The organism is Kitasatospora sp. NPDC088783, assembly GCF_044750705.1.
GTDB lineage: Bacteria > Actinomycetota > Actinomycetes > Streptomycetales > Streptomycetaceae > Kitasatospora > Kitasatospora fiedleri.
The window spans coordinates 400,779-424,254 of record NZ_JBIVKJ010000003.1; the positions used below are offsets into that span (position 1 = coordinate 400,779).

General features: G+C 73.5%; 28 protein-coding genes. 13 read left to right on the top strand and 15 right to left on the bottom strand.

The window, feature by feature from the left end; translation table 11 throughout:
• Nucleotides 1-38: 38 nt before the first annotated feature.
• The 3 genes from ACIP60_RS10270 to ACIP60_RS10280 form a co-directional block, all read right to left on the bottom strand.
• Complete coding sequence (locus ACIP60_RS10270; RefSeq protein WP_400682108.1) at nucleotides 39-509, bottom strand: CYTH domain-containing protein; 471 nt, start codon at nucleotides 507-509, stop codon at nucleotides 39-41.
• Nucleotides 510-645: 136 nt separating this feature from the next.
• Complete coding sequence (locus ACIP60_RS10275) at nucleotides 646-834, bottom strand: SPOR domain-containing protein (protein ID WP_400682109.1); 189 nt, start codon at nucleotides 832-834, stop codon at nucleotides 646-648.
• 131 nt (nucleotides 835-965) lie between these two features.
• The gene (locus ACIP60_RS10280) at nucleotides 966-1,784 is read right to left on the bottom strand and encodes a methyltransferase domain-containing protein (RefSeq protein WP_400682110.1); all 819 of its coding nucleotides are present in this window, start codon (nucleotides 1,782-1,784) and stop codon (nucleotides 966-968) included.
• A gap of 138 nt (nucleotides 1,785-1,922) precedes the next feature.
• On the opposite strand from ACIP60_RS10280, the gene ACIP60_RS10285 reads away from it, so the two are divergent.
• The 4 genes from ACIP60_RS10285 to ACIP60_RS10300 all read left to right on the top strand — a co-directional run bounded on the left by ACIP60_RS10285 (nucleotide 1,923) and on the right by ACIP60_RS10300 (nucleotide 4,527).
• Nucleotides 1,923-2,507, top strand: coding sequence for a pyridoxamine 5'-phosphate oxidase family protein (locus ACIP60_RS10285; protein WP_400682111.1), 585 nt, complete (start codon nucleotides 1,923-1,925; stop codon nucleotides 2,505-2,507).
• 119 nt (nucleotides 2,508-2,626) lie between these two features.
• Nucleotides 2,627-3,322: a RibD family protein gene (locus ACIP60_RS10290; protein WP_400682112.1), complete on the top strand. Its 696-nt coding sequence runs from the start codon at nucleotides 2,627-2,629 to the stop codon at nucleotides 3,320-3,322.
• Nucleotides 3,309-3,800, top strand: coding sequence for a deaminase (locus ACIP60_RS10295; RefSeq protein ID WP_400682113.1), 492 nt, complete (start codon nucleotides 3,309-3,311; stop codon nucleotides 3,798-3,800). Before ACIP60_RS10290 ends, ACIP60_RS10295 begins: the two co-directional genes overlap by 14 nt.
• Nucleotides 3,801-3,870: 70 nt before the next feature.
• Nucleotides 3,871-4,527, top strand: coding sequence for an HAD-IA family hydrolase (locus ACIP60_RS10300; protein ID WP_100836523.1), 657 nt, complete (start codon nucleotides 3,871-3,873; stop codon nucleotides 4,525-4,527).
• 4 nt (nucleotides 4,528-4,531) lie between these two features.
• Here the strand turns inward: ACIP60_RS10300 and ACIP60_RS10305 are convergent, their stop codons facing one another.
• Genes ACIP60_RS10305 through ACIP60_RS10320 form a run of 4 tightly spaced genes read right to left on the bottom strand, consistent with a single transcriptional unit; the run spans nucleotide 4,532 to nucleotide 7,877 of the window.
• Nucleotides 4,532-5,434 (bottom strand): alpha/beta fold hydrolase, encoded by a 903-nt coding sequence (locus tag ACIP60_RS10305; protein ID WP_400682114.1) that lies wholly within the window; start codon nucleotides 5,432-5,434, stop codon nucleotides 4,532-4,534.
• 56 nt (nucleotides 5,435-5,490) lie between these two features.
• Nucleotides 5,491-5,868, bottom strand: coding sequence for a VOC family protein (locus ACIP60_RS10310; protein WP_400682115.1), 378 nt, complete (start codon nucleotides 5,866-5,868; stop codon nucleotides 5,491-5,493).
• 12 nt (nucleotides 5,869-5,880) lie between these two features.
• Nucleotides 5,881-7,305 (bottom strand): MFS transporter, encoded by a 1,425-nt coding sequence (locus ACIP60_RS10315; protein ID WP_400682116.1) that lies wholly within the window; start codon nucleotides 7,303-7,305, stop codon nucleotides 5,881-5,883.
• Nucleotides 7,302-7,877 carry a TetR/AcrR family transcriptional regulator gene (locus ACIP60_RS10320; protein WP_400682118.1) on the bottom strand — a complete coding sequence of 192 codons (576 nt, stop codon included), beginning with the start codon at nucleotides 7,875-7,877 and terminating at the stop codon, nucleotides 7,302-7,304. The genes ACIP60_RS10315 and ACIP60_RS10320 overlap by 4 nt, the downstream gene beginning before the upstream one ends.
• Nucleotides 7,878-7,930: 53 nt before the next feature.
• Between ACIP60_RS10320 and ACIP60_RS10325 the strand changes: the two genes are divergently transcribed.
• Nucleotides 7,931-8,506, top strand: a complete 576-nt coding sequence (locus tag ACIP60_RS10325; protein ID WP_400682119.1) for a Uma2 family endonuclease — start codon at nucleotides 7,931-7,933, stop codon at nucleotides 8,504-8,506.
• Here the strand turns inward: ACIP60_RS10325 and ACIP60_RS10330 are convergent, their stop codons facing one another.
• A complete protein-coding gene (locus ACIP60_RS10330; protein WP_400682121.1) occupies nucleotides 8,507-9,184 on the bottom strand; it encodes a 2-phosphosulfolactate phosphatase in 678 nt (225 codons plus the stop codon).
• Nucleotides 9,185-9,533: 349 nt separating this feature from the next.
• On the opposite strand from ACIP60_RS10330, the gene ACIP60_RS10335 reads away from it, so the two are divergent.
• Together ACIP60_RS10335 and ACIP60_RS10340 are read left to right on the top strand one after the other, a co-directional pair.
• Nucleotides 9,534-11,972, top strand: a complete 2,439-nt coding sequence (locus tag ACIP60_RS10335; RefSeq protein WP_400682123.1) for an N-6 DNA methylase — start codon at nucleotides 9,534-9,536, stop codon at nucleotides 11,970-11,972.
• Nucleotides 11,969-12,217: a hypothetical protein gene (locus ACIP60_RS10340; RefSeq protein ID WP_400682125.1), complete on the top strand. Its 249-nt coding sequence runs from the start codon at nucleotides 11,969-11,971 to the stop codon at nucleotides 12,215-12,217. Before ACIP60_RS10335 ends, ACIP60_RS10340 begins: the two co-directional genes overlap by 4 nt.
• 261 nt (nucleotides 12,218-12,478) lie before the next feature.
• Here the strand turns inward: ACIP60_RS10340 and ACIP60_RS10345 are convergent, their stop codons facing one another.
• The 4 genes from ACIP60_RS10345 to ychF all read right to left on the bottom strand — a co-directional run bounded on the left by ACIP60_RS10345 (nucleotide 12,479) and on the right by ychF (nucleotide 15,397).
• Entirely contained in the window at nucleotides 12,479-13,522 is a 1,044-nt protein-coding gene (locus ACIP60_RS10345; protein ID WP_400682126.1) for an IS630 family transposase, read from the bottom strand.
• Between the two features lie 73 nt (nucleotides 13,523-13,595).
• Nucleotides 13,596-13,850, bottom strand: coding sequence for a Txe/YoeB family addiction module toxin (locus tag ACIP60_RS10350; protein ID WP_400682128.1), 255 nt, complete (start codon nucleotides 13,848-13,850; stop codon nucleotides 13,596-13,598).
• Entirely contained in the window at nucleotides 13,847-14,128 is a 282-nt protein-coding gene (locus ACIP60_RS10355; protein WP_400682129.1) for a type II toxin-antitoxin system Phd/YefM family antitoxin, read from the bottom strand. Before ACIP60_RS10355 ends, ACIP60_RS10350 begins: the two co-directional genes overlap by 4 nt.
• Nucleotides 14,129-14,323: 195 nt before the next feature.
• On the bottom strand, nucleotides 14,324-15,397 hold the full coding sequence (ychF, locus tag ACIP60_RS10360) for a redox-regulated ATPase YchF (RefSeq protein ID WP_100836529.1): 1,074 nt from the start codon (nucleotides 15,395-15,397) through the stop codon (nucleotides 14,324-14,326).
• Nucleotides 15,398-15,575: 178 nt separating this feature from the next.
• On the opposite strand from ychF, the gene ACIP60_RS10365 reads away from it, so the two are divergent.
• Complete coding sequence (locus ACIP60_RS10365; protein ID WP_400682130.1) at nucleotides 15,576-16,157, top strand: DUF6542 domain-containing protein; 582 nt, start codon at nucleotides 15,576-15,578, stop codon at nucleotides 16,155-16,157.
• Between the two features lie 27 nt (nucleotides 16,158-16,184).
• Here the strand turns inward: ACIP60_RS10365 and ppgK are convergent, their stop codons facing one another.
• Nucleotides 16,185-16,958 (bottom strand): polyphosphate--glucose phosphotransferase, encoded by a 774-nt coding sequence (ppgK, locus tag ACIP60_RS10370; RefSeq protein WP_400682131.1) that lies wholly within the window; start codon nucleotides 16,956-16,958, stop codon nucleotides 16,185-16,187.
• Between the two features lie 153 nt (nucleotides 16,959-17,111).
• Nucleotides 17,112-18,086 (bottom strand): 4-hydroxy-3-methylbut-2-enyl diphosphate reductase, encoded by a 975-nt coding sequence (locus ACIP60_RS10375; RefSeq protein ID WP_400682133.1) that lies wholly within the window; start codon nucleotides 18,084-18,086, stop codon nucleotides 17,112-17,114.
• 74 nt (nucleotides 18,087-18,160) lie between these two features.
• On the opposite strand from ACIP60_RS10375, the gene ACIP60_RS10380 reads away from it, so the two are divergent.
• The 5 genes from ACIP60_RS10380 to ACIP60_RS10400 all read left to right on the top strand — a co-directional run bounded on the left by ACIP60_RS10380 (nucleotide 18,161) and on the right by ACIP60_RS10400 (nucleotide 22,786).
• Entirely contained in the window at nucleotides 18,161-19,525 is a 1,365-nt protein-coding gene (locus ACIP60_RS10380; protein ID WP_400682134.1) for an APC family permease, read from the top strand.
• Nucleotides 19,526-19,555: 30 nt separating this feature from the next.
• Nucleotides 19,556-20,797, top strand: a complete 1,242-nt coding sequence (gene xseA / locus ACIP60_RS10385) for an exodeoxyribonuclease VII large subunit (RefSeq protein ID WP_400682136.1) — start codon at nucleotides 19,556-19,558, stop codon at nucleotides 20,795-20,797.
• A 167-nt stretch (nucleotides 20,798-20,964) separates the two neighbouring features.
• Nucleotides 20,965-21,675 (top strand): RNA polymerase sigma factor, encoded by a 711-nt coding sequence (locus tag ACIP60_RS10390; RefSeq protein WP_400682137.1) that lies wholly within the window; start codon nucleotides 20,965-20,967, stop codon nucleotides 21,673-21,675.
• Between the two features lie 128 nt (nucleotides 21,676-21,803).
• Nucleotides 21,804-22,043 (top strand): exodeoxyribonuclease VII small subunit, encoded by a 240-nt coding sequence (locus ACIP60_RS10395; RefSeq protein ID WP_400682139.1) that lies wholly within the window; start codon nucleotides 21,804-21,806, stop codon nucleotides 22,041-22,043.
• Between the two features lie 149 nt (nucleotides 22,044-22,192).
• A complete protein-coding gene (locus ACIP60_RS10400; protein WP_100836538.1) occupies nucleotides 22,193-22,786 on the top strand; it encodes a malonic semialdehyde reductase in 594 nt (197 codons plus the stop codon).
• Nucleotides 22,787-22,926: 140 nt separating this feature from the next.
• Here the strand turns inward: ACIP60_RS10400 and ACIP60_RS10405 are convergent, their stop codons facing one another.
• Nucleotides 22,927-23,454 carry a DUF4245 domain-containing protein gene (locus ACIP60_RS10405; protein WP_400682140.1) on the bottom strand — a complete coding sequence of 176 codons (528 nt, stop codon included), beginning with the start codon at nucleotides 23,452-23,454 and terminating at the stop codon, nucleotides 22,927-22,929.
• Between the last annotated feature and the right edge of the window lie 22 nt (nucleotides 23,455-23,476).

A 23,476-nucleotide genomic window follows, 5' to 3' on the forward strand; every position in this document is an offset into this window, starting at 1 on the left:
GGTACCGGCTCCGCCGGTCCCCGGGGTCCGACCCTATGTCAGGGGCGGGGTGGGGCGGAGGCGGTGGCCAGCCGCTGGTTCTTGAGGTCGGGGCGGTCGGTGACCTCGGGGCCGAACCAGGGCGGCGGGGTGAACGCGGCGGCGGCCTCCGGGTCGGCGAACTCGACCTCGACGGTGCGCAGTCCGGCCAGCCGGCCGTGGTAGGTGTCGACCGCGGCGAGGTGCGGGCCGAGCGGGACGGACCGGCGGGTCTTGGCGATCCGGGCCGGTTCGGTGGCGGGCCACAGGGCGGCGAACTGCTCGGCGCTCAGCGGGGTCTCCCACTCGCCGCGGGCCAGTCCGGCGCCGCGCTTGACCGTCAGCGAGTACTCCTCGTCCTGCCGGCGCACCCGCGCCTCGGCGCCTTCGGGGCCGATCACCAGGTACCCCTGCCGGATCTCGGACTCCGGCCCGTCGGGGACGTGCCCGCCGTCCGGGACGAGGAACTTGCGCTCGATCTCGGTGCCCACCGGGCCTCCTCGTGCTCCTTGCCGCGCCTCTGCCGTGCCCCTGCCGCTTCCCTGCCGCGTGCCACGCGCCGCGGGCGCGCTGCGGGCCGGGACGGCCGCCGGGTGCCACGGTACGCGGGCGGGGCGGTCGGCGGGGTCAGGCGGTGGGCTCCGGCGGGTCCTCGGGTTCGACCCAGTACAGCTGCTTGTGGCCCCGGGCCTCGAACTCGGCGGCCAGCGCCTCGGCTTCGGCCCGGTCGAGGCCGCGGGCGAGCAGGAAGCGGTTGCCGTTGTCGTCCTGGCGCATCACCCGGTGGGCGACGCCGGTGCGCTGCTCGCGGTCCATGCCCACACGGTAGCGGTCCGACCCGGTGGGGGGCGGGTCGGACCGCCCGTCCGGCCTCCAGGCTGGACGGTGATTGCTACCGGGCGGTACGCATCCGGTCAACGTCTCGTTAACGCGGGGGGCGTGCCCAACTAGCTTACGCGATACAGGAGTTCGCCGTGCAGTACGGCGAACCAGGCGTCCGGGTCGGCGCCCCAGCGGGCCCAGCCGGCGGCGATCCGCTCCAGGTCGGCGGGGGTGGCCAGGCCCTCGGCCACCGCGGTGGCGGCGGTCTTCGAGTGCACCGTGCGCTCGGCCCAGAGCCCCGACCACCAGGCCCGCTCGGCCCCGGTGGCGAAGGTCCAGCTGCTGGACGAGCAGCGCGGGTTGTCGCCGGAGTCGTCGGTCAGGCCGGCCGCGCGCGCCCAGGCCAGCAGCCGGCGGCCGGCGTCGGGTTCGCCGCCGCTGACCCGGGCGACCGCGCGGTAGAGGCTCAACCACTCGTCCAGCTCCGGCAGTTCGGGATACCAGGTCATCGCGGCGTAGTCCGAGTCGCGGACCGCGATCACCCCGCCGGGGGCGGTGACCCGGCGCATCTCGCGCAGCGCGGCGACCGGGTCGGCCAGGTGCTGCAGCACCTGGTGGGCGTGCACCACGTCGAACGAGGCGTCGGCGTACGGCAGCCGGTACACGTCGGCGACCTCGTACGACAGGTGGGCCAGTCCGCGCCGGGCGGCCAGCGCGGCAGCCTCGGCCAGCACCTCGGGGACCGGCTCGATGCCGACCACCCGGCCGTCCGGGCCGACCAGCTCGGCCAGGTCGGCGGTGATCGTGCCCGGGCCGCAGCCGACGTCCAGCAGCCGCTGCCCGGGGCGCAGTTCGGGCAGCAGGTAGGCGGCGGAGTTGGCGGCGGTGCGGCTGCGGTGCGAGCGCAGGACGGCGGCGTGGTGGCCGTGGGTGTAGCCGGACATGGCGGGTTCCCTCTCCCTCGAAGGCGACCCCTCCAGGATAGGAAAGCGTTCCACTGTTCGGACAATCTTGTTTCGCATCGTGAGACACCCGCGTCGTCGCCTGGCCCGGCGCGCCCTGCCGGGAGCAGAATCGTCGGCATGGGAAAGACTTATGAGCGCATCGATGCCAGGCTGCGCGCGTTCATCGAGAAACAGCCCGTCTACTTCGTCGCGACCGCCCCGCTGGCCGACGACGGCTTCCTCAACCTGTCCCCCAAGGGCCGGGCCGGCACCCTCGCCGTGCTCGACGAACTCACCGTCGCCTACCTGGACTTCGGCGGTTCGCACGCCGAGACCATCGCCCACCTGCGGGAGAACGGGCGGATCGCGCTGATGTGGTGCGCCTTCGAGGGCCCGCCCACCGTGGTGCGGGTGCACGGGCACGGCGAGCCGGTGTTCCGCGACGACCCGCGGTTCGCCGAACTGCTCGGCCGCTTCGACCCCGCCGCGGACGGCGCCGCGCTGCGCGCGATCATCCTGGTGCGGGCCGAGCGGGTCAGCGACTCCTGCGGGTTCGCCGTCCCGTTCATGGACTACCGCTCCGACCGGACGCTGCTCGCCGAGTTCTTCGAGCGCAAGGGCGACGACCGGTTCAGCGAGTACTGCGAGGGCAAGGAGTACGTCGGCGTCAGCATCAACGGGCTGCCCGCCCTGCCGCTGCCGGTGCCGCCCCGGCCGTCCTGAACGACCGCCGCAGCCCCCGGTGCGGGGGCGCGGGGTCCGGCGGGGCGCGGGGCGCGGGGTCCGGCGGGGCGCGGCGTACGGTGGGACTCCGTCCGCCCGCCGACCCTGGAGCCCCGCCCGTGCCCCGCCCCCACGTCCTGCTGAGCGCCGCGGTGTCGATCGACGGCCACCTCGACGACGCCTCGCCCGACCGGCTGCTGCTCTCCAACGCCGAGGACTTCGACCGGGTCGACGCGCTGCGCGCCGACAGCGACGCGATCCTGGTCGGCGGCGGGACGCTGCGCGCCGACGACCCGCGGCTGCTGGTCAACTCGCCGGAGCGGCGCGCCGCCCGGGTGTCCGCCGGGCGGCCCGCGTACCCGCTCAAGGTCACCCTGAGCGCGAGCGGCGCGCTCGCCCCCGGCCTGAAGTTCTGGCACACCGGCGGTGCCAAGCTCGCCTACACCACCGACGCCGCCGCGCCCGCGCTGCGCGCCGCGCTGGCCGGGGCGCCCGGCACCGAGGTGGTCGGCCTGGGCGGGACGGTGCCGCTGGGCGCGGTGCTGGACGACCTGGGCGCGCGCGGGGTGCGCCGGCTGATGGTCGAGGGCGGCGGCAGCGTGCACACCCGGTTCCTCGCCGAGGGCCTGGCCGACGAACTGCACCTGGCCGTCGCCCCGCTGCTGGTCGGCCAGGCCGACGCCCCCCGCTTCCTCTCCCCCGCCGCCTACCCCGGCGGCCCGACCCGCCGGATGCGGCTGCTGGGGGCACGTACGGTGGGGGACGTCGTCCTGCTGCGGTACGCCCCGAAGGAGTCTCCCGATGACCACCAGTGACCGCACGCCCGAACCCGACCGCGCGGACGGCCGCGAGCGCGACCTGCGGTGGATGCGCCGCGCCGTCGAACTGTCCCGGCGCTGCCCGCCGTCCGGGACGGCCTTCTCGGTCGGCGCGGTGGTGGTCGGCGCGGACGGCGAGGTGCTGGCGGAGGGCTACAGCCGCGAGGTGGACGCCGTGAACCACGCCGAGGAGGCCGCGCTCGGCAAGCTGCCCGCCGGCGACCCGCGGCTGCGCACCGCCACCGTCTACTCGACCCTGGAGCCCTGCGGGCAGCGCGCCTCCCGGCCGCACCCGTGCGCGGAGCTGATCGTCGCGGCCGGGGTGCCGCGGGTGGTGGTGGCCTGGCGGGAGCCCGCGCTGTTCGTCGAGGCGTGCCGGGGCACCGCGCTGCTGACCGGCGCGGGCGTCGAGGTGGTGGAGCTGCCGGAGCTCGGCGCGGAGGCCCGGGCGGTCAACGCGCACCTGGTGGGGTGAGCGGCCGCCCCCGGCCGGTTTTGTACGATTGAGGAACAAACATTCGTACGAGGTCTCCCGAGGAGCCCCGATGCCCGTCCTCACCCCGCCGGTCCGGGCCGTCCTGCTCGACATGGACGGCACCCTGGTCAACTCCGACGCCGTGGTCGAACGCTGCTGGCGCCGCTGGGCCGAGCGCAACGGCCTGGACGGCGACGAGGTGATGCGGGTCGCGCACGGGCGGCAGGGCCACCTGACCATGGGCCTGCTGCTGCCCGACCGGCCGGTCGAGCAGAACCTCGCCGAGAACGCGGTGATGCTGGACGAGGAGAGCTCCGACACCGACGGCGTGGTCGAAGTCCCGGGCGCGGCACGGCTGGTAGCCTCGCTGGCCGGGCTGCCGCACGCCCTGGTGACCTCCGCCGACGACCGGCTCGCCCGGGTCCGGATGGCCGCCGCCGGCGTCCCGCTGCCGCCGCGGATGATCACCGCCGAGCACGTCGGCGCCAGCAAGCCCGACCCGGAGGGCTTCCTCAAGGCCGCCGCCGAACTGGGCGTCGCCCCCGCCGAGTGCCTGGTGCTGGAGGACTCCGAGGCGGGCATCGCCGCCGCCCGGGCCGCCGGCATGCCGGTGCTCGGCATCGGCCCGCGCGCCGCCGCCCACCGGCCCGACCACCACGTGGACGACCTGTCCGGCGTCCGCGTCACCGGCGCGGCGGACGGCCGGCTGGTGGTCGAACTGCCCTGAGCGGCTAACGCCCGGACCGGGCCGGGCCTCCCGGCGCGGCCGGTGCCGGGTGGCCGGGGCCGACCGCGACGACGGAACGGTCGGGGCCGACCGGAACGACCGGCGCGGGGCGGGTGGGGTCGACCGGAACGACGGGAGTGCCGGCCCCGACCGCGCCGCCCAGCAGCGCCGCGGCCACCCGGGCGCACTCCTGCGGGTGCTCGCCCAGCCAGCGGCCGAGCAGGTGGTCCGCGCCCGGCAGGGTGAGCCGGGCGTACGGGGGCGACGCCGGGCGGGTGCGCAGCGTGGCGTCCAGCGCCTCGGTCACCTCGGCGGGGATCACCCCGTCCGTCTCCGGCAGCACCAGCACCGCCCGGCCGCCGAACGCCGCGAGGGCGTCGAAGGCCCGGCTGCTGCGCCAACTCCCCTCGGTACGCAGGGTGTTGGTGAACTCCGGAGCGGCGAACCGGAGTTCGTGGATCTCGCGGGCGTAGGCGGCGGGCGCGCCGAGGGCGATCGCCGTGGTGCGGGCGGCGAGTTCGGGCATCCGCAGCAGGTCGGCGACGGTCTGGCCGCTCATCGAGAACCCGACCAGCAGCAGCGGCCCGTCCGGGGCGTGCCGGTCCAGCACCGCGCGGGCCTGGCGGGCCCGGCGGGCCAGCGAGAGCTCCCCGAGGACACCGGTGCTCGCGCCGTGCCCGGCGAAGTCGAACACCACGGCCCGGCACCCGGCGGACGCCAACTCCCGGGCCAGCGGCAGGCAGCGGTGCCGGTCACCGCTGCCCGCGCCGTGCATCAGCAGCGCCGTGACCGGAGCGGGCCCGTCCGGCCCGTCCGGCCCGGCCAGCCCGGCCGGTGCGTCCGGCTCGACCACGGTGCAGGCCAGGCGTTCGCCGTCCGCCTCGACGGTCGACTCGACGAAGTCCATCCGGTCTCTTCTCCCTGGTGGGCGGTCGGGCGGGTGCGCGGTCGGACGGCCGCCGGTCAGTCGGGGACGGCGAGGCAGAACGGGTGCCCGGCCGGGTCGAGCAGCGTCACCCAGTGCTCGCCGCCGGCCTGGTGCCCGGGCCTGGTCGCGCCCGCCGCCAGCAGGGCCGCCACCGCCGGGCCCAACTCCAGCACAGTGAAGTCGAGATGGGCCCGGGAGCCGTCCTCCGGCCAGTGCGGCGGCCGGTACCCGCCGATCCGCTGGAAGCCGATCCGCACCGGGCCCTCGCCGATGAACACGTAGCTCTCGCTGCGGTACGTCACCGGCCAGCCCGTCACCTGCTGGTAGAAGGCCGCCAACTGCTCGGGGTCGGCGCAGTCCAGCACCACCGAGCCGAGCGTGCCCACGGCCTGCGCCGTCCGTCGTTCCGTCACCGGCCCAGCGTGTCACGCCCCGCCGACAGCGGCTCCGCGGCGCGGTGCGCGTCGGGCGCCGGGCAGGGCGGCGGGCAGGGCGGCGGCGGGCAGCAGGCCGACGGCGGCGAGGGCGGCCAGGAGCGGCAGGGAGCCGTGCGTCCCGGCACCGGCGGCGGTCGCGACGCCCAGGGTCGGACCGATGTTCATCGCGGTCTGCTTCAGCCCGCCGACCGCGCCCGCGTACCCCGCCGGGGCGTCGCCGACCACGGTGCCGGTGGCCGTCACCATCACCGCCGCGAACCCCGCGCCCAGCAGCGCCGACGCCACCCCCGTGGCCGGGGCCGACCCGCCCCCGCCGCCCGGGCCGGCCAGCCCCGCGATGCCCGCCACCAGCAGCGCCACCCCCACCAGCGCCGTCCGCCGGGGCCCCTGCGCGCGCAGCGCCCGCTCGGCCGCCGGGGCGCCCAGCACCATCAGCGCGGTCAGCGGCAGCATCCGCAGCGCGGTGTCCAACGGGCCCACGCCCAGGGCGTCCTGGAGCCGGAAGGTGGTGCTGAACAGGGTGCCGAACAGCCCCGCCGAGGCGGTCAGCAGCAGGACGAGGGACGCCGCCACCGGCCGCGACCGGACCACCGGACGCGGCACCACCGGGCTCGCGGCCCGCCGCTCGTGCGCCACCAGCACCGCCGACAGGGCCGCCGCGCCCGCCAGTTCGGCGGCCGTCCCGCCCCAGCCGCGCTCCGGGACGCGGGAGAGCGCGTGCACCAGCACGGCCAGGGCGGCCGCGAGCAGGGCGGCGCCCGCCAGGTCGAGCCGCCGATCGTCGGAAGGCACTCCGTCGAACCGCTGACCGCCGGAAGGCACCCGCCCGGAGGGCTCCGGCCCGGAGGGCTCCCGCTCAGAGGGCTCCCGCTCGGGGCGCAGGGCGAAGGCCATGGCGGCGATCAGGGCGGCCACCGGGACGTTGATCCAGAACACCGCGCGCCAGCCGAACGCGTCCACCAGCACCCCGCCGAGCAGCGGGCCCGCGCCCGCCGCCACCGCGATCGCCCCGGTCCGGACGGCGACCGCCCGGCCGAGCCGCTCCGGCGGGGAGGACAGCCGCAGCAGCGCGAGCGTCCCGGGTTGCAGCAGCGCGCCGAACACGCCCTGCGCCACCCGCAGTCCGACCACCCAGCCGACGGTCGGCGCGAGCGCGATCCCGGCCGAGGACGCGCCGAAGCCGAGCACGCCCGCCAGCAGCGTCCGGCGGTGGCCGTACCGGTCGCCGAGTCGGCCCGCGAGCACCAGCAGGGCGGCGACGGCGACCAGGTAGCCGGTGCTCGTCCACTGCAACTGCGCTGTTGTGCAGCCGAGTTCGCGCCGCATGCCGGGCTGCGCCATCAGCAGCACCGTGCCGTCCAGGGCCACCAGCATGGCCGCGCCGGCGCTCACCGGCAGCGCGAGGCGGCTCACGCCGCACCGCCGAGGTGCGCGGCCAGCACCGCCTCCAGCAGCTCCTCCTCGCGGCCCTCCCCCAGCATCAGCCCGGTGCTCCCCCAGCCCTGCAACTGCGCCAGCCCGTGCAGGTTCGCCCACAGCGCGGCCGTCACCACCGGCGCCCGCTCCGCCTCCCCCGTGCACTCCCCCACCAGCCGCGCCAGCTCCCCGAACAGCGGCACCGTCGCCTCCCGCAACGGGGGCCGCCCCTCCCCGTCCAGCAGGTCGTGCCGGAACATCAGCTCGAACATCCCGCGCCGCTCGGCGGCGTACGCCAGGTACACCCGCGCCATCCCGGCCACCCGCGCCCGCGCGTCCCCCGCCCGCACCCCCGCGAACCGCCCCGCCAGCTCCTCGAACCCCCGCCGCGCCACCGCCGACAGCAACGCCCGGTGCGTCGGGAAGTACCGCCGCGGCGCGCCGTGCGACACCCCGGCCCGCCGCGCGATCTCCCGCAACCCGACCGCCCCCGACCCCTCCGCCAGCACCAGTTCGACCCCGACGTCCACCAGTCGCTCCCGCAGGGGGTTCTGCTCGTCGCTGCTCATGGACACTGTCTACCAGCGCCGAGTAGACAGTGTCTACCAGCTACCCTGGGGACATGGCCCCACTGCCCGGCTGGATGCGCCCGCCGCGCGCGGAAGGCTGGTTCGCGGAGGATCTCGACCGTCTGCCGGAGGCCCCGCGCCACACGGAACTGATCGACGGGGCGCTCGTCTTCACGACGTCCCCGCAGCGGTGGTGGCACGGCCACCTCGTCACCATGCTCACCGTCGCGCTCATGCGGCAGTGCCCGCCGGGGTTCAAGGCGGGCCGGGAGATGTCCGTCAGGCTCGACTCCCGCAACCGGCCCGAACCCGACCTGCTGGTGACCGACGCCCCGGTCGACCCCGACCGCACCTGGCTCGCGCCCGAAGACGTCGTACTGGCGGTCGAAGTGGTCTCTCCCGAATCCGCCCACCGCGACCGCACCGTCAAGCTCCGCACGTACGCGGAGGCCGGGATCCCGCACTACTGGCGCATCGAGGACGAGGACGGCCGTCCCGTCGCCCACGTCTACGAACTCGACGGAGCGACCGGGAGCTACGCCCCGGCCGGCATCTTCCGGGGCACCCTCCGGCGCCCGGTGCCGTTCGAGATCGACCTCGACCTCGACCAGCTCGTGGCCAACCTCTGACTACCGGCTCCCCTCCCCGTACGGGCGCAGCACCATGAGCCCCTGCTCCGGGGCGGCGGCCATCGCGAAGGGGAAGCGGTCGGGCTCCAGGCAGAGCCGCACGTCGTCCGGGTGGACGCCTTCCCGGACGTCCTGGGCGAGTTCGGCCGCGGCGGTGGACTCGGCGGCGCGGCGGAGGTAGGGGGCGGGGTCGGGGGTGGCGCCGGTGGCGCGGTGGGCGATGTACCGGGCGCAGGCGAGGTCCTCCTCGGCGCGGCCGTCCTCGCCGGTGACGACGAAGGTGACTTCGGGACGGCCGTGCAGGGCGCGGGCGGTGGCCCCGGCGACCACGAAGCTCGCGCACAGCACCAGCTCGGCGCCCCGCACGGCCAGCGCGCCGACCGTCCCGGCGGTGGTCTTCTGCACGACGGTGCGGCCGGTGAGGTCGGTGCCGCGGATCCGGCCGGGCGAGTTGACGGCGTCGAAGCCGGGCGCGGGCGGCCCGTCCTTGAGGGCGATCCACCCGGGGTGGCGCGCCTTCAGCTCCAGTGCCCCGTCGAGCGATTCGGCGAGCACGATCCGCTCGGCCCCCTGCGCGAAGGCCCAGGCCGCCGTGGTGAAGGCGCGCATCACGTCGATGACGACGGCGACGGGCGGGGTGTCGGTGAGTTCGCCGATGGCGAGGAAGCGGGTCTCCATGGCCGCCATGATCGCCGTCCCATCACGCCGGACACCAAAGGTTTTCGCTTCGAAACCGACAGGGACAACCGCTGTTCCTCACAGGTGCGGACGTGCCGTCCGCACCTCCGAGAGACAGCGAACCCCGTTGCGGCCTACCTGCCCCTCCCTTCGGGGCAGGCCCGTGCATCTCCTACTGACAAGCAGCCATTTCCCGTCGCCAGGCGGCAGCCTGTCGCACTCTTTCCCGGCGCTTCCAGAGTGTTAGGGCATTGCGCACTCCGAGTGCGCACATGCTCATGAGCCTAAGGGACTTCTAGCATCTCCTCTCAGAGAGCTGCTCCATCAACCTACTTGAAAGAGAGATCGGATGCTCAATTCGCTATCGGACGACTCACTGCTCAGGCGCTCGCGGATCGCGGCCTTGGCAGGTGTGAGTCGACCCACCGTCACCGCTTGGGGGAAGCAGTACCGGGACTTCCCTTCACCACGCCGGTCCGGAGGCCAGGAGTACTTCCGGCTTTCGGACATCCTCGACTGGCTGGACGGACGCACCGTGCCCAGTAACCGCCTGGTCGGGGGAGAGCCGGTTGGTACGACGTACGGGGACCGGGTCCGGCGCAACCACACGGCCGGCGGTGAGGGGCCCACCGGGCTCGGAGCCGAACGCCCAGGAGCCGGTCCGGCGCCCGGCACAGCAGCAGCCGGGCCGGACGATGAGAGGATCGTCAAGGAGTTGATGGGCTCCCTGGTCGACCGCGTACGGGGGGCCGCCGGCGTCGTCGACTACCTGAACCTGCTGTTCGCGTTGCAGTACCTCCGCGGCTCCGACGACTCCCAGTGGGCCGCTCTCAGGAAGGACTCCAGGGAGGCCACCGGGTTGGAGGCCGTGGCCCGACTGCTCCACCACATCGGGGCGGTGACCGACGAGAACCTGCGGCGCTTCGGTGTCTCCTCTGACATGACGGAGGCGCTGAGCCGTCTCGAACCCCGGACCGCGCGCGACCTGCGCGAGGTGATCGAGCGGGTGGCACGCTTGCGGGGCAACGTGTTCGAGCTCATCCTCTGTGAGTACGAGGAGCGCGCCGCGCTGGGAAGCCGGGAGTTCTTCACACCTCGCGGAGTGGTGCAGTTGATGGCCGGTCTCGCATGTTCCGGCCACGAACCCGGCGAAATGTGGTCGGTCTACGACCCCTACGCCCGGAGCGGCGAACTCCTGGCGCAGGCAGCGGCCTCCCTCACGGCTGAAGACGCCCATGGGTCTCCTACTGCCCTTCAGATCAGAGGCGAGACCCGCCGGGCTGACACCTGGCGTCTCGCAAGCATGAACCTCGCGCTACACGGTGTGCGCCCCGAACTGGAACTGCGCCGCACCGTCCCCTGGGACGGGAGATCCCGGCGCGGAACACCTGGCAGCGCGGACATCGTGCTCACCAACCCGCCCTTCAACATGAACGATCCCGCACGGGAAGAACGTCAAGGAGGAGAGTGGGCCTACGGCGCCCCACCTCTCGACAACGACAACTTCGCCTACGTCCAGCACTGCCTGTCCATGCTTCGGGCGGGAGGGCGGGCCGGGATCATCATGCCCACGAAGGCCGGCAATTCCGGGCACCGGGCCGAACTGGAGATCCGTCGCAACCTGATCGAGCGCGGAGTGATCGAGGGCGTCGTCACCCTGCCCCCGCACCTGTTTTCCGGCACGCCCGTGCCGGTGTCGATCTGGATCCTCCGGCACCCGGATGACCCGTGCGACCACGTACTCTTCCTCGACGGACGGCACCTGGGCACGAAGAACGGTCCTCGGCGCACCCTCAGCGACCAGGACGTCGAGGCAGTCCTCGACGCGTACGGTGGCGCGAGGGCCGGGGGTGAAACGAACGGGCACTGCACCACCTCTTCCGCCCGGGAGGTTGAGGGGAAACCCGTATCTCGGGCCTGGGTTTCCCGGGACGCCCTACGCGCTCAGGGCTACTCCCTCCATCCTCTCGACCACATCCGCCACCATGAGAGCGTCACAGGAGAGGCCGTGGCCGCGTTTTCCGCCGCTCGGCAGCAGATGGCAGAACTGGAGTGGCAGGTACTGCGCGCACAGAACGCCACCGCCGGCTTTCCCCACCTCAGCACTGCGGCACCTTCGGCACCCTCCTGTCCCGTCCCAGTCGTTCCGCTGGATCACCTGTGCGAGATCAAGGCTGGACCTTCCTACTCCCGGCTCGGCAAGACGCAGCGGGCAGCGACGGACGGCAGCGTCCCCGTCGTGTACCCCCGCCACCTGAAGGACGGACGCATCGCCAACAGCAGGGACGAACTGGTCGACGCGAAGACCGCCGACCTGCTGGCGGGCTTCAGTCTGCGGGTGGACGACATCGTCTGCGTCCGTTCCGGTGCGATCGGGACGCCGTCCCTGGTCCGTGCCTCGCAGGAAGGCTGGCTGATGAGTCCCAACATCATCCGGTTGCGGCTGCGGAAACAGGCCGAGGTGCTGCCGGAGTACCTGCTGTACTACTTGTCCCGGGAGAAATCAGTCGGCTGGATGCGGGATCGTGCGGCGTCCACTGCGGCCCCGTCGATCAGAACCGGCTCCCTCGGGCGACTGGAGGTTCCGTTGCCGCCTCTCTCTGAACAGCACACGATCGTCTCGGCGCTGGTCCACCTCGACGAACTGGACCGCCTGTACAGGGAATTCGCCACCTCAGCACGCGGCACCCGCTCCGCCCTTGCCGACCTGCTGATGAATTTCCCGCCCCAGCTCGGCCCCGATGCACCGACCACTCGCACTCGAACTGACGAGGAGGATCCGCTGTGACCCCTTCCACCGACCCGTCCATGCCCACCGACACCGCCAGCTCCACCGACAGCGCGTGGATCCCGTGGCTGTTGGTCATGTTGCTGTTCTCCCTGTTGGTCGCCGTGTGCGTCGGCTTCCTCAAGCGCCTGGGCGGGAGCGCACTCGTGGACGCCCTCCTGGAGGGCGGTGCGGCCTTCGGTGGTTCCGCATTGCTCTGCCTGGGCGTCGTTCCCGTCATCCAGCAGCTACGACGGCGCAGGTAGAGCCGCACCCACCGGGTGCGCGTGCTCGGCGTGTTCCGGGTAGTCACCGCCGGCGAACCGAAGGCCGCTCCCCCTCACGGGAGCGGCCTTCGTACGGAGCGGTCAGGCGGCGAAGCGGAATGCCCGCTTCACCGCTTCGACCTGCGAGGTCGCTGGTTTCAGGGGTTCAAGTCAGCGCGGAAAGGGGAGCGGGACTTGCCTCGGAAAGGCGAGCCCCGTTCGAATTTCGCATTTAACAGATCCATCTATCGACCCGAAACGCTAAGGTTTCTGCGCGTCGAGGATGTACCGGACGTGCGGGGCGCGGAAGTAGCCCCGCACGATGCGGGGCTGATTCTGGCGTCGGTGGAAGAAGCGGCGGACCTCGTCGGCGAGCCCTCCGGCGTTTCGGGCCCGGCAAGCCGGCAGGAGTGTCCGCTTGAGGTCCGCGTTGACGAGCTCGTCCGGGTCGGTCTCCGGCGCGTAGGCGGGCAGCAGGTGCAGGACGATCCGGTCCTCGTGCTCGGCCAGCCACTCGCGGACCGCCTTGCCGCGGTGGACCGAGTGCCGGTCGACGACCAGGTGGGTCTTCCGGTCGAACTGCCCGACCAATCTGCGGAGGAAGTCGAGGAACACCGTGGTGGTGGACGATCCGCGATAGGCCGTGAACCACATCTTCCCGCGGGTACTGATCGCCGACATGGCGTTCACCGAGAAGCGGTTGCCCGTCCGCCTGATGGTCGGCGTGCCGCCCTTCGCGGCCCAGGTGCGCCCCGAGACCTGGTCCGAGCGGACACCGACCTGGTCGGCGGACAGCACCTCGGCGGACCGCGCGCGGATGGCCGGCCAGGTCTCCTCGCGCCGCGCGCGCACCGCTTCCGGACCCTGTTCGATCGCCCGCTTGTCCGGTCGCTGGAAGGACAGGCCCCAACGCCGCAGGTACTTGCCCACGCCCTGCTCGGTCAGCCGCACCCGGTAGAGCAGGGCGATCAGGTCACCGACCATGGCGCGCGTCCACAACTGGCCGCCCAGGCCGAGGTCTTCGGGCCGGTGGTCGAGCAACGCCTGACGGACACACTGCTGCTCGTCCGGGTCCAGCACCTGGTGCTCGCCCGGCCGTCGGCCGCGTCGGCCGGAGACTAGGGCCTCACGGCCGCCGGCTTGCCACGCCGCCCACCAGTCGGCAACCGACTCGGCGCTCACACCCAGGAGTTCAGCCGCCTCACGCCGGTTCCGTCCCGCCCGAACGGCTGCCACGGCCCGCATCCGCAAGGCCTCCTGCGCGTCCGGCGACAACCGCCGCGCATCCCCAACCAAGTCCGTCACGCCAGGATCAACGAGCCCGGAACCTTACCGTTTCGGGTCAATAAGTCAGCACAAGAGCGCACCCGAACTGCAATCAGTAGTGATAGCGGGCCGCCAGGATGACGACCTCACGGTCGGTGACCAGATAGACGAGGCGGTGCTCGTCGTCGATCCGCCGGGACCAGGCCCCCGGCAGGTGGTACTTCAGCGGCTCGGGTTTGCCGATCCCGGTGAACGGATCGCGCAGGACATCCTCAATGAGCTTGTTGATCCGGGCGAGCGTCTTGCGGTCGTTCTTGAGCCAGGACGTGTAGTCCTCCCAGCCCTGCGCTTCGAAGACGAGCCTCACTCGACACCCCGCTCGGCGTCAGCCGAGTCGGGGTCGATGAGCGTGCGCTCGGAGAGCCCGATGCCGTTCAGCGCGTTGTCGTACGCCTTCAGCAGGCGACGTGCGTTCGCCGGCGAACGCAGGAGGTAGGAGCCCTCGCGCAGCGAGGCGTAATCCTCGGCGGAGACGAGCACGGCGTTTCCGTGCTTGGAGACGATCTCGATGGCGTCGTGGTCCTCGTTGACTTTCTTGATCAACGGGAAGAGATCCCTTCGGGCCTCGCTCGCGGTGATGGACATGGCCGTACCCCCTTCGGCGAGTGGTACCGAACAACGTACCACTCAAGTGGGGATCCCGGGGCTCGACGACCGGTGCGGACCCCCACAAGTCAGCACCAGGTCAGCACAGAAACGAGGAGAGGGCCGGACTCCGTGGAGTCCGGCCCTCTCCGACCTGCACACTCGTCAAATCAAGTGACGTGCAGTGCTGAATCGTCAGACGTTGAAGCGGAACTCCACCACGTCGCCGTCCTGCATGACGTAGTCCTTGCCCTCGATGCGGGCCTTGCCCTTGGCGCGGGCCTCGGGGAGGGAGCCGGCGGCGACGAGGTCGTCGAAGGAGGTGACCTCGGCCTTGATGAAGCCCTTCTGGAAGTCGGTGTGGATGACACCGGCGGCCTCGGGGGCGGTGGCGCCCTGCTTGATGGTCCAGGCCCGGGTTTCCTTGGGGCCGGCGGTGAGGTAGGTCTGCAGGCCGAGGGTGGCGAAGCCGACGCGGGCGAGGGTGGCGAGGCCGGGCTCGTCCTGGCCCATGGACTGGAGGAGTTCGAGTGCCTCGGCGTCGTCGAGTTCGATGAGCTCGGACTCGATCTTGGCGTTGAGGAAGATGGCCTCGGCGGGGGCGACCAGGGCGCGCTGGGCGTTCTTGAAGTCCTCGTCGGAGAGGGCGTCCTCGTCGACGTTGAAGACGTAGAGGAAGGGCTTCGAGGTCATCAGGTGCAGGTCGCGGACGGCGGTGGTGTCGAAGCCGGCCTCGAAGAGGGTCTTGCCGGTCTCCAGGACGGCCTGGGCGGCCTCGGCGGCGGCGAGGACGGGGGCGGTGTCCTTCTTGAGGCGGGCTTCCTTCTGGAGCCGGGGCAGCGCCTTCTCGATGGTCTGGAGGTCGGCGAGGATCAGCTCGGTGTGGATGGTCTCGATGTCGTCCTTGGGCGAGACCTTGCCGTCGACGTGGACCACGTCGGGGTCGGTGAAGGCCCGGACCACCTGGCAGATCGCGTTGGCCTCGCGGATGTTGGCGAGGAACTTGTTGCCCAGGCCCTCGCCCTCGCTGGCGCCGCGGACGATGCCGGCGATGTCGACGAAGTCGACGGTGGCGGGGAGGACGCGCTGCGAACCGAAGATCTCGGCGAGCTTCTCCAGGCGCGGGTCGGGGACACCGACGACGCCGACGTTCGGCTCGATGGTGGCGAACGGGTAGTTGGCCGCCAGCACGTCGTTCTTGGTCAGGGCGTTGAACAGGGTCGACTTGCCGACGTTCGGCAGGCCGACGATTCCGATCGTGAGCGACATGGAGAGTGGTGTCCCGTGGCTTGGAGGGCGTCGAGGTGGCCCGTACGGGCCGATCCCCCAGTCTACGGGGCGCGCGCGGGGCCTCCGGCAGCGCGGTGGGGCGCGCTCCGGCCGGACACGGACAATTGCCGGGGAGCCATTACACAAGGTGTCGATGATCGGACCGTACGTTGGTCGGGTGGAGCAGAGCACCCGTACCCAGCCGCCAGGGCCGAGAAGGCGACCGCCCGGTCGGGGCGCCGCCGAGGCCGCCGTTCCGGGGCAGAGCGGCCCCCCCGACTCGCGGCTGCGGTCGGCCTCCGGCGTCCGGACCGGCCCGCCGGTCGTGCAGCGCGCGGTGCAGCGGCTGCTGGCGGCCCGGCGGCGGCGCGGCGGGAGCGGGCGGCCGGCCCGGCTGACCGCGGTGGGCACCGGGGTCGCGGCGGTGGCCGGGACGCTGGTGTCGGCGGGGGTGGACCGGCTGCTGTTCGGCGGGCTCGGGGTGCTGTTCGGGCTCGGCTATCTGGTGGTGTGCTTCCAGCTGGCCGTGCGGGTGCGGTACTCGGACCTGCCGGCGGCGCCGATCTGCGGGCCGATCGCCTTCGCGGCGGCGCTGGTGCTGTTGCAGCCGGGCCCCTCCCAGGGCGTGACCGGCGAGGTGGTGGCGCTGGCCGGCGGGCTGGCGCTGCGGGCGGGCTGGCTGTTCGCCGGCACCGCCCTGGCCGCCGCGATCGTCACCGCGCGTCACGTGGCCCAGCGCCGGCGGCACCGGGTCCGCTGAGCCCGCCGGGCCGCCCGACCGGCCCGGTCAGCCGACCGGGGGTTCGGACGCGGGCACGGTGGGCCGCAGGCTCGCCGCCATGGCCGCGCCGACGATGCCCGCGTCGTTGCGCAGTTCGGCCGGGACGACCTCGGCGCGGCGGTCCTTGAGCAGCGGCAGGAACTTCTCGTGCTTGCGGCTGACGCCGCCGCCGATGACGACCAGCTGCGGGGAGAACAGCATCTCGACCAGGTCGAGGTACTCGTCGACCCGCCCGGCCCACTCGGACCAGCTGAGGTCGTGGCGCTCCTTGGCGGCGGAGGAGGCGCGCCGTTCGGCGTCCTTGCCGCGCAGTTCGAGGTGGCCGAGTTCGGTGTTGGGGACGAGCACGCCGTCGGAGAACAGGGCGCTGCCGATGCCGGTGCCGAAGGTGAGCAGCAGGACGACGCCCTTGCGGCCGCGTCCGGCGCCGTGGGTGACCTCGGCGATCCCGGCCGCGTCGGCGTCGTTGACGACGGTGGCGGGCAGGCCGAGCGCCTCGCTGAACCGGTGGGCGGCGTCCAGGCCGATCCAGCCCTTGTCGACGTTGGCCGCGGTCATGGTGCGCCCGTCGACGACCACGCCGGGGAAGGTCAGGCCGACCGGCCCCCGGTGGTCGAAGTGCCGGACCACCTCGCAGACCGCGCCGATCACCTCGTCCGGGCCGGACGGGTGCGGGGTGAGCACCTTGTGCCGCTCCTGGGCGAGCACGCCCTTGTCCAGGTCGACCGGCGCGCCCTTGATGCCCGAGCCGCCGATGTCCACGCCGAAGAACGTCGTCACTGCCGTCGCCTCCCTCACTGGCCGTGAGCATCCGCTGCCCGCCGGTCCTCGTACCAAACGTACGGGCGGAGCGGAACCTGCGCAGCCCTTGCGACGCGCGCGGTCCGGCGCCCTCCGGGGAGGGGGCCGGACCGCGGTCGGGGTGACGGGGGGTCAGAGCTTGCCGGCGGCCTCGGCGCGCAGGTCGCGGCGGAGCTCCTTGGGGAGCGAGAAGGTGAGGTGCTCCTCGGCGGTCTTGACCACCTGGACGTCCTCGAAGCCGTGCTCGGCGAGGAGCCGGAGCACGCCGTCGACCAGGATCTCCGGCACCGAGGCGCCGCTGGTCAGGCCGACCGTGGTGACGCCCTCCAGCCAGGCCGGGTCGATCTCCTCGGCGAAGTCGACCAGGTGGGCGGCCTTGGCGCCGTACTCCAGGCCGACCTCGACCAGCCGGACCGAGTTGGAGGAGTTCCTGGAGCCGACCACGATCAGCAGGTCGGCCTCGGGGGCGAGCTGCTTGACCGCGACCTGGCGGTTCTGGGTGGCGTAGCAGATGTCGTCGCTGGGCGGGGAGACCAGCAGCGGGAAGCGCTGCTTGAGGGCGCCGACGGTCTCCATGGTCTCGTCCACGGAGAGGGTGGTCTGGGAGAGCCAGACCAGCTTGGACTCGTCGCGGACCCGCACGTTGGCGACGTCCTCGGCGCCGTCCACCAGGTGGATGCGCTCGGGGGCCTCGCCCATGGTGCCGACGACCTCCTCGTGGCCCTCGTGGCCGATCAGCAGGATGTCGTAGTCCTCGTCGGCGAAGCGGCGGGCCTCCTTGTGCACCTTGGTGACCAGCGGGCAGGTCGCGTCGATGGTGGCGAGCCGGCCGGTCTCGGCCTCGTCGTGCACGGACGGGGCCACGCCGTGGGCCGAGAAGACCACGATCGAGCCCTCGGGCACCTCCTCCGTCTCGTCGACGAAGATCGCGCCCTGCTTCTCCAGGGTCTGCACGACGTACTTGTTGTGGACGATCTGCTTGCGGACGTAGATGGGCGCCCCGTACTGCTCCAGGGCCTTCTCCACGGCGATCACGGCGCGGTCGACACCCGCGCAGTAGCCACGGGGGGCGGCGAGCAGGACACGGCGCTGAGCACTGGTGGACATGGCTCCATCGTACGGGCGAGTCCCGCGGGGGGCGGACGCGCGCCGCCGCCGCCGGACGGGTGCGGCCGGGTGGAATGGCCAGGGTGAGCACACAGGCGAGCACGGCTGGGCTGCGGCGCACCCTCGGGGTGCGGGATCTGATGGTGTACGGGCTGCTGTTCATCGCCCCGATGGCGCCGGTCGGCGTGTTCGGCGTGCTGGACGCGAAGAGCCACGGCGCGGTGGCGGCGGTGTACCTGGTGGCGACGGTGGCGATGGGGTTCACCGCGCTGTCGTACGCCGAGATGGTGCGGGCGGTGCCGCGGGCCGGCTCGGTGTTCGCGTACGCCCGGGCCGGGTTGGGCGAGGGGCCGGGGTTCGTCGCCGGGTGGATGGCGATGCTCGACTACCTGCTGATCCCGGCGGTGGCGTACCTGTTCTCCGGGATCGCGCTCAACTCGCTGGTGCCGGACGTCTCGCGCTGGGTGTGGACGGTGCTGGCGGTGCTGGTCACCACGGCGCTCAACCTGACCGGGGTGCGGACGGCGGCGGTGGTCGGGTTCGCGGTGCTGGCGATGGAGGTCGTCGTGCTGGCGGTCTTCGTGGTCGCGGCGGTGGTGGTGCTGGCCCGGGACGGGGCGGCGCGCGACTGGGGGTCCCCGTTCGGGGGAGTCGGCGGGTTCTCGTTGACGGCGGTGCTGTCGGCGGTGTCGGTGGCGGTGCTCTCCTACCTGGGCTTCGACGCGATCGCCTCCTTCGTCGAGGAGGCGGTCGGCGCGTCCGCGGCGGTGGCCCGGGCGGTGCTGTGGTGCCTGGCGCTGGCCGGGCTGCTGTTCGTGACGCAGACCTACCTGGCGGCGCTGCTGGAGCCGACGGCGCCGCAGCAGCTGGCGGCCGACCCGGAGGCGCAGGGCTCGGCGTTCTACGACACCGTGGAGTCCGCGGTCGGGCACTGGCTGCACGTGCTGATCGCGGTGTCCAAGGCGGTCGGGGCGGCGTTCGCGGCGCTGGCCGGGCAGGCGGCGGCCGGGCGGCTGGTGTTCGCGATGGGGCGGGAGGGGCGGCTGCCGCGCCTGCTGGGCGTGGTGGACGAGCGGACGGCGGTGCCCCGGCGGGCGCTGCTGACCGCGGCCGTCGTCACGCTGGTGGCGGCGGTCTGGGCGGCCCGCCGGGACGACGGGCTGGACCAGCTGACCTCGGTGGTGAACGTCGGCGCGCTGACCGCGTTCGTGCTGCTGCACGCCTCGGTGGTGGGCTGGTACGTGGTGCGCGGGGGCTCGCGGGACTGGCTGCGGCACGGGGTGGTGCCGGTGCTGGGGGTCGCGGTGCTGGTGGCGGTGCTGGTGGAGGCCGCGCACACCGCGCAGGTGGTGGGGGCGGTGTGGCTGGTGGTGGGGCTGGTGGTGCTCGTCGCCCAGCGCGGGCGGAACCGGGGGCGCGGGAGCGGGACGCGCCCCTGATGTGTCCCGCCCGGGGGCTAGCCTCGGGGGATGGCCAACACGAGCAGTCCTGAAGCGCCCCTGCCGGTGGGCAAGGTCTCGGCGTTGATCGGCGGATGGGTCGACCGGCTGGGCGAGGTCTGGGTGGAGGGGCAGATCGCGCAGCTGAACCGGCGGCCGGGGGCGGGCATGGTGTTCCTGACCCTGCGCGACCCGGACCGGGACGTCTCCTTGACGGTGACCTGCTTCCGGCAGGTGTTCGAGCAGGTCGCGGACGCCGTGCAGGAGGGCGCCCGGGTGATCGTCCGGGCGAAGCCGGAGTGGTACACGGCGCGCGGCACGCTCTCGCTGCGCGCCTCCGAGCTGCGGCTGGTCGGCCTGGGCGAACTGCTGGCCCGGCTGGAGCAGTTGAAGCGGCGGCTGTTCGCCGAGGGCCTGTTCGAGGACGCCCGGAAGCGGCCGCTGCCGTTCCTGCCGGGCTGCGTGGGCCTGGTCACCGGCCGGGGTTCGGCGGCCGAGCGGGACGTGCTGGAGAACGCCCGGCGGCGCTGGCCGGCGGTGCGCTTCGAGGTGCGCAACGTGCTGGTGCAGGGGCCGCAGGCGGTGGGCCAGGTGTGCGCGGCGGTGCGGGAGTTGGACGCGCTGCCGGAGGTCGAGGTGATCGTGGTGGCCCGCGGCGGCGGCAGCGTGGAGGACCTGCTGCCGTTCTCCGACGAGGAGCTGGTGCGGACGGTGGCGGCGGCCCGGACGCCGGTGGTGAGCGCGATCGGGCACGAGCCGGACCGGCCGCTCCTGGACTTCGTCGCGGACTTCCGGGCCTCCACGCCGACCGACGCGGCGAAGCGGGTGGTGCCGGACGTGGGCGAGGAGCTGGCGAAGGTGCGGCAGTTGCGGGACCGGGCGCGGCGGCACGTGCTGAACCGGGTGGAGCGGGAGTCGGCGGGGCTGGCCGCGGTGCGCAGCCGCCCGGTGCTGGCGGCGCCGACCGAGGCGGTGGCGGCCCGCGGGGCGGAGGTGGACGCGCTGGTGGAGCGGGCCCGGCGGGTGCTGGGGCACCGGCTGGACCACGCCCAGACCGACCTGGGGCACGCGCTGGCCCGGGTGGTGGCGCTGTCGCCGCTGGCCACCCTGGAGCGCGGGTACGCGGTGCTGCAGCGGGCGGACGGCACGGTGCTGACCGATCCCGGGCAGGCCGCGGCCGGCGAGGCGCTGCGGGCCCGGGTGGCGGGCGGTGCGTTCGAGGTGCGGGTGGCCGGGGCGGCGGAGGCCGGGGCGGCCGGGGCCGGGGGCTGACGGTCCGTCGACCGTCCGGAACCGGCTCGCGGAATTGTCCGCGAGCCCCCCTCCGCGCGGAAATCGGCGGGAATTGCCGGCGCTTCCCCGGGAACTGCTTGCACCGGGTCGGGGCGGGTCCTAGTGTGACGGCCCTTCCCTTTTCCGGCGTTTTCCGGAGGTTTGGCATGGACGTCCCCCCGGCGGGCCGACCGGCGGTGACGCCCGCGCTGATCGAGGCCGCGAAGTCCGGGAACCGCGAAGCCTGGGCGGTCATCTACCGGTGCCACCACGGCGCGGTGCTGGGGTTCCTGCTGCGCCGGACCGGGAACCGCCCGCTGGCCGAGGACCTGGCCCAGGACACTTTCGTCCGCGCGATGGCGGGAATTCGCGGTTTCCACTGGACGGGCACGGATATCGGCGCGTGGATGTTCACCATTGCCCGCCACGTGCTGCTGGACCACGAGAAACGGCGTTCCACCCGGCGCGAGTCGACGGTGGCGGCGTTCGCGGACCGGGATTCGGGGGTGCGGGTCGAGGAGGCGGTGATCGCGGCGGTGGAGGCGGAGCGGGTGGGCGCGGCACTGGCGGTGCTGAACGAGCGTCAGCGGGCGGTGCTCCGGCTGCGCTACTGGGACGGGCTGAGCTCGCTGGAGATCGCGGACCGGATCGGGCTGCGGGTCGGCGCCGTCAAGACGCTGACCTACCGGGCCCGGCTGAACCTGCGCCGCTCGCTGGCCGAGGGCGCGCCGCCCCCGGCCCGGCACGGGGTGGGGCCGCGCCGCCGGACGGCGGGGGCGGGCACGGCGGGGTCGGCGGTCCGGACGGCGGGTCAGGCGGTCGGCGGGCGCCGCCGGGAGAGCGCGGCGGAGTGCTCGCGGAAGCCGCGGCCCCGGTAGGGCGCCCCGGTGCGGGCCCGGGCGCGGGGTGCTCAGGTCCGGCGGAGCAGAGCAGGGCGGAACAGGGCAGGGCGGACGCGGGCCGGGGTGCGCCGGGTTTGTCGGGGGCAGCGCCTACCCTGGGCGGCATGGCAGATCAGCGCGGTCAGCGGGAAGCGGGTCCGGAGCAGGCGCTCGGGTACGAGCAGGCGCGGGACGAACTGCTGGAGGTGGTCCGGCGGCTGGAGACCGGCGGGACGACGCTGGAGGAGTCGCTGGCGCTGTGGGAGCGCGGCGAGGAGTTGGCGAAGGTCTGCCAGCGCTGGCTGGACGGCGCCCGGGCCCGGCTGGACGCGGCGCTGGCCGTCGAGGAGCCCGCCGGGGAGTGACGGCCGGCGGCCCGGGGCGGCGGCGGGGCTGTGAGGTACATCACCACCCCGTCCGGGAATGGTTTAAGTTTCATCGAAGTTGCACCTCAGCGTGCGGCACCCCAGCCGCCGACCGGACCCCGTCTCCAGCTCTGAGGTAGGACACAGACATGACCCTGGCACTCGACGCCGCCGCTCAGGACCTGCTCTTCCGCGAGGCCCGCACCGCCAACACCTTCTCGGACGAGCCGGTCAGCGACGAGCAGGTCCAGGCGATCTACGACCTGGTGAAGTTCGGCCCGACCGCCTTCAACCAGCAGCCGCTGCGCATCGTCCTGGTCCGCTCCGAGGAGGGCCGCGCCCGCCTCGTCCAGCACATGGCCGACGGCAACAAGGCCAAGACCTCCGGCGCGCCGCTGGTCGCCATCCTGGCCGCCGACAACGAGTTCCACGAGGAGCTCCCGACCCAGCTGCCGCACTTCCCGCAGGCGAAGGACATGTTCTTCTCCGAGCGCGCGGTCCGCGAGTCCTCCGCCACCCTGAACGGCGCCCTGCAGGCCGCCTACTTCATCATCGGCGTCCGCGCTGCCGGCCTGGCCGCCGGCCCGATGACCGGCTACGACGCCGAGGGCATCAACAAGGAGTTCTTCGGCGACGGCGAGCACTCGGTGCTGGCCGTGGTCAACATCGGCAAGCCGGGCGAGGACGCCTGGTTCCCGCGCAGCCCGCGCCTGGCCTACGACGAGGTCGTCACCACCGTCTGATCCTCCCGGACGCCGGCGCTCCGCCGGCACCGGTGACCGCGAAGGCCCCCGCCGTTCCCCGGCGGGGGCCTTCGTCGTGCGCCGCGGTCGTTGCTGCGCCGCGGTCGTGCTGCGCCGCGGTCGTGGGCCGCCGACGTGCGCTACCGGAGCGTCTCGGCGAGCCGGGCGAGCTCCTCGTAGGAGGCGGTGCCGGTGAGCACCGTGGTGCCGGTGTCGCCGGCCGGGCGGACCAGCGCCCGGTAGCGGTCGCCCTGCACCCGCTGCCACTCCTGGCCCGCCACCGTGGCGGTGCCGTCCGGCTCGGCGCCCGGCACGTTCAGCGCCACCACGTCCGCGGACTTGCCGTCGCTCTGCTCGACCGCCGCGTACTGGCCGGAGGCGGTGTTCAGGCCCAGGTGCCAGGCGGCGCGGCCCTTGTCGTCCCGGCCGTAGCTGACCGAGGTGGCCTTCCAGCCGTCCGGGAGCTGCTGCGGCCCGAGCAGCGGGTACGGCGCGGCCCGCTTCGCCGAGGCCAGTTCGACCTGGTACGGCACCGCGTGGACGCCGTTCTTGCCGTCCGCGCTGGGGATCGAGAAGTACGCGACCACCACCACGACGCCGACCGCCGCCATCGACAGGACCATGTCCCGTACCGTCTGACGGCCCCTGTTGCTGCTGTTGCCTGCCACCCGCCCATGGTAGGCGGCGCTT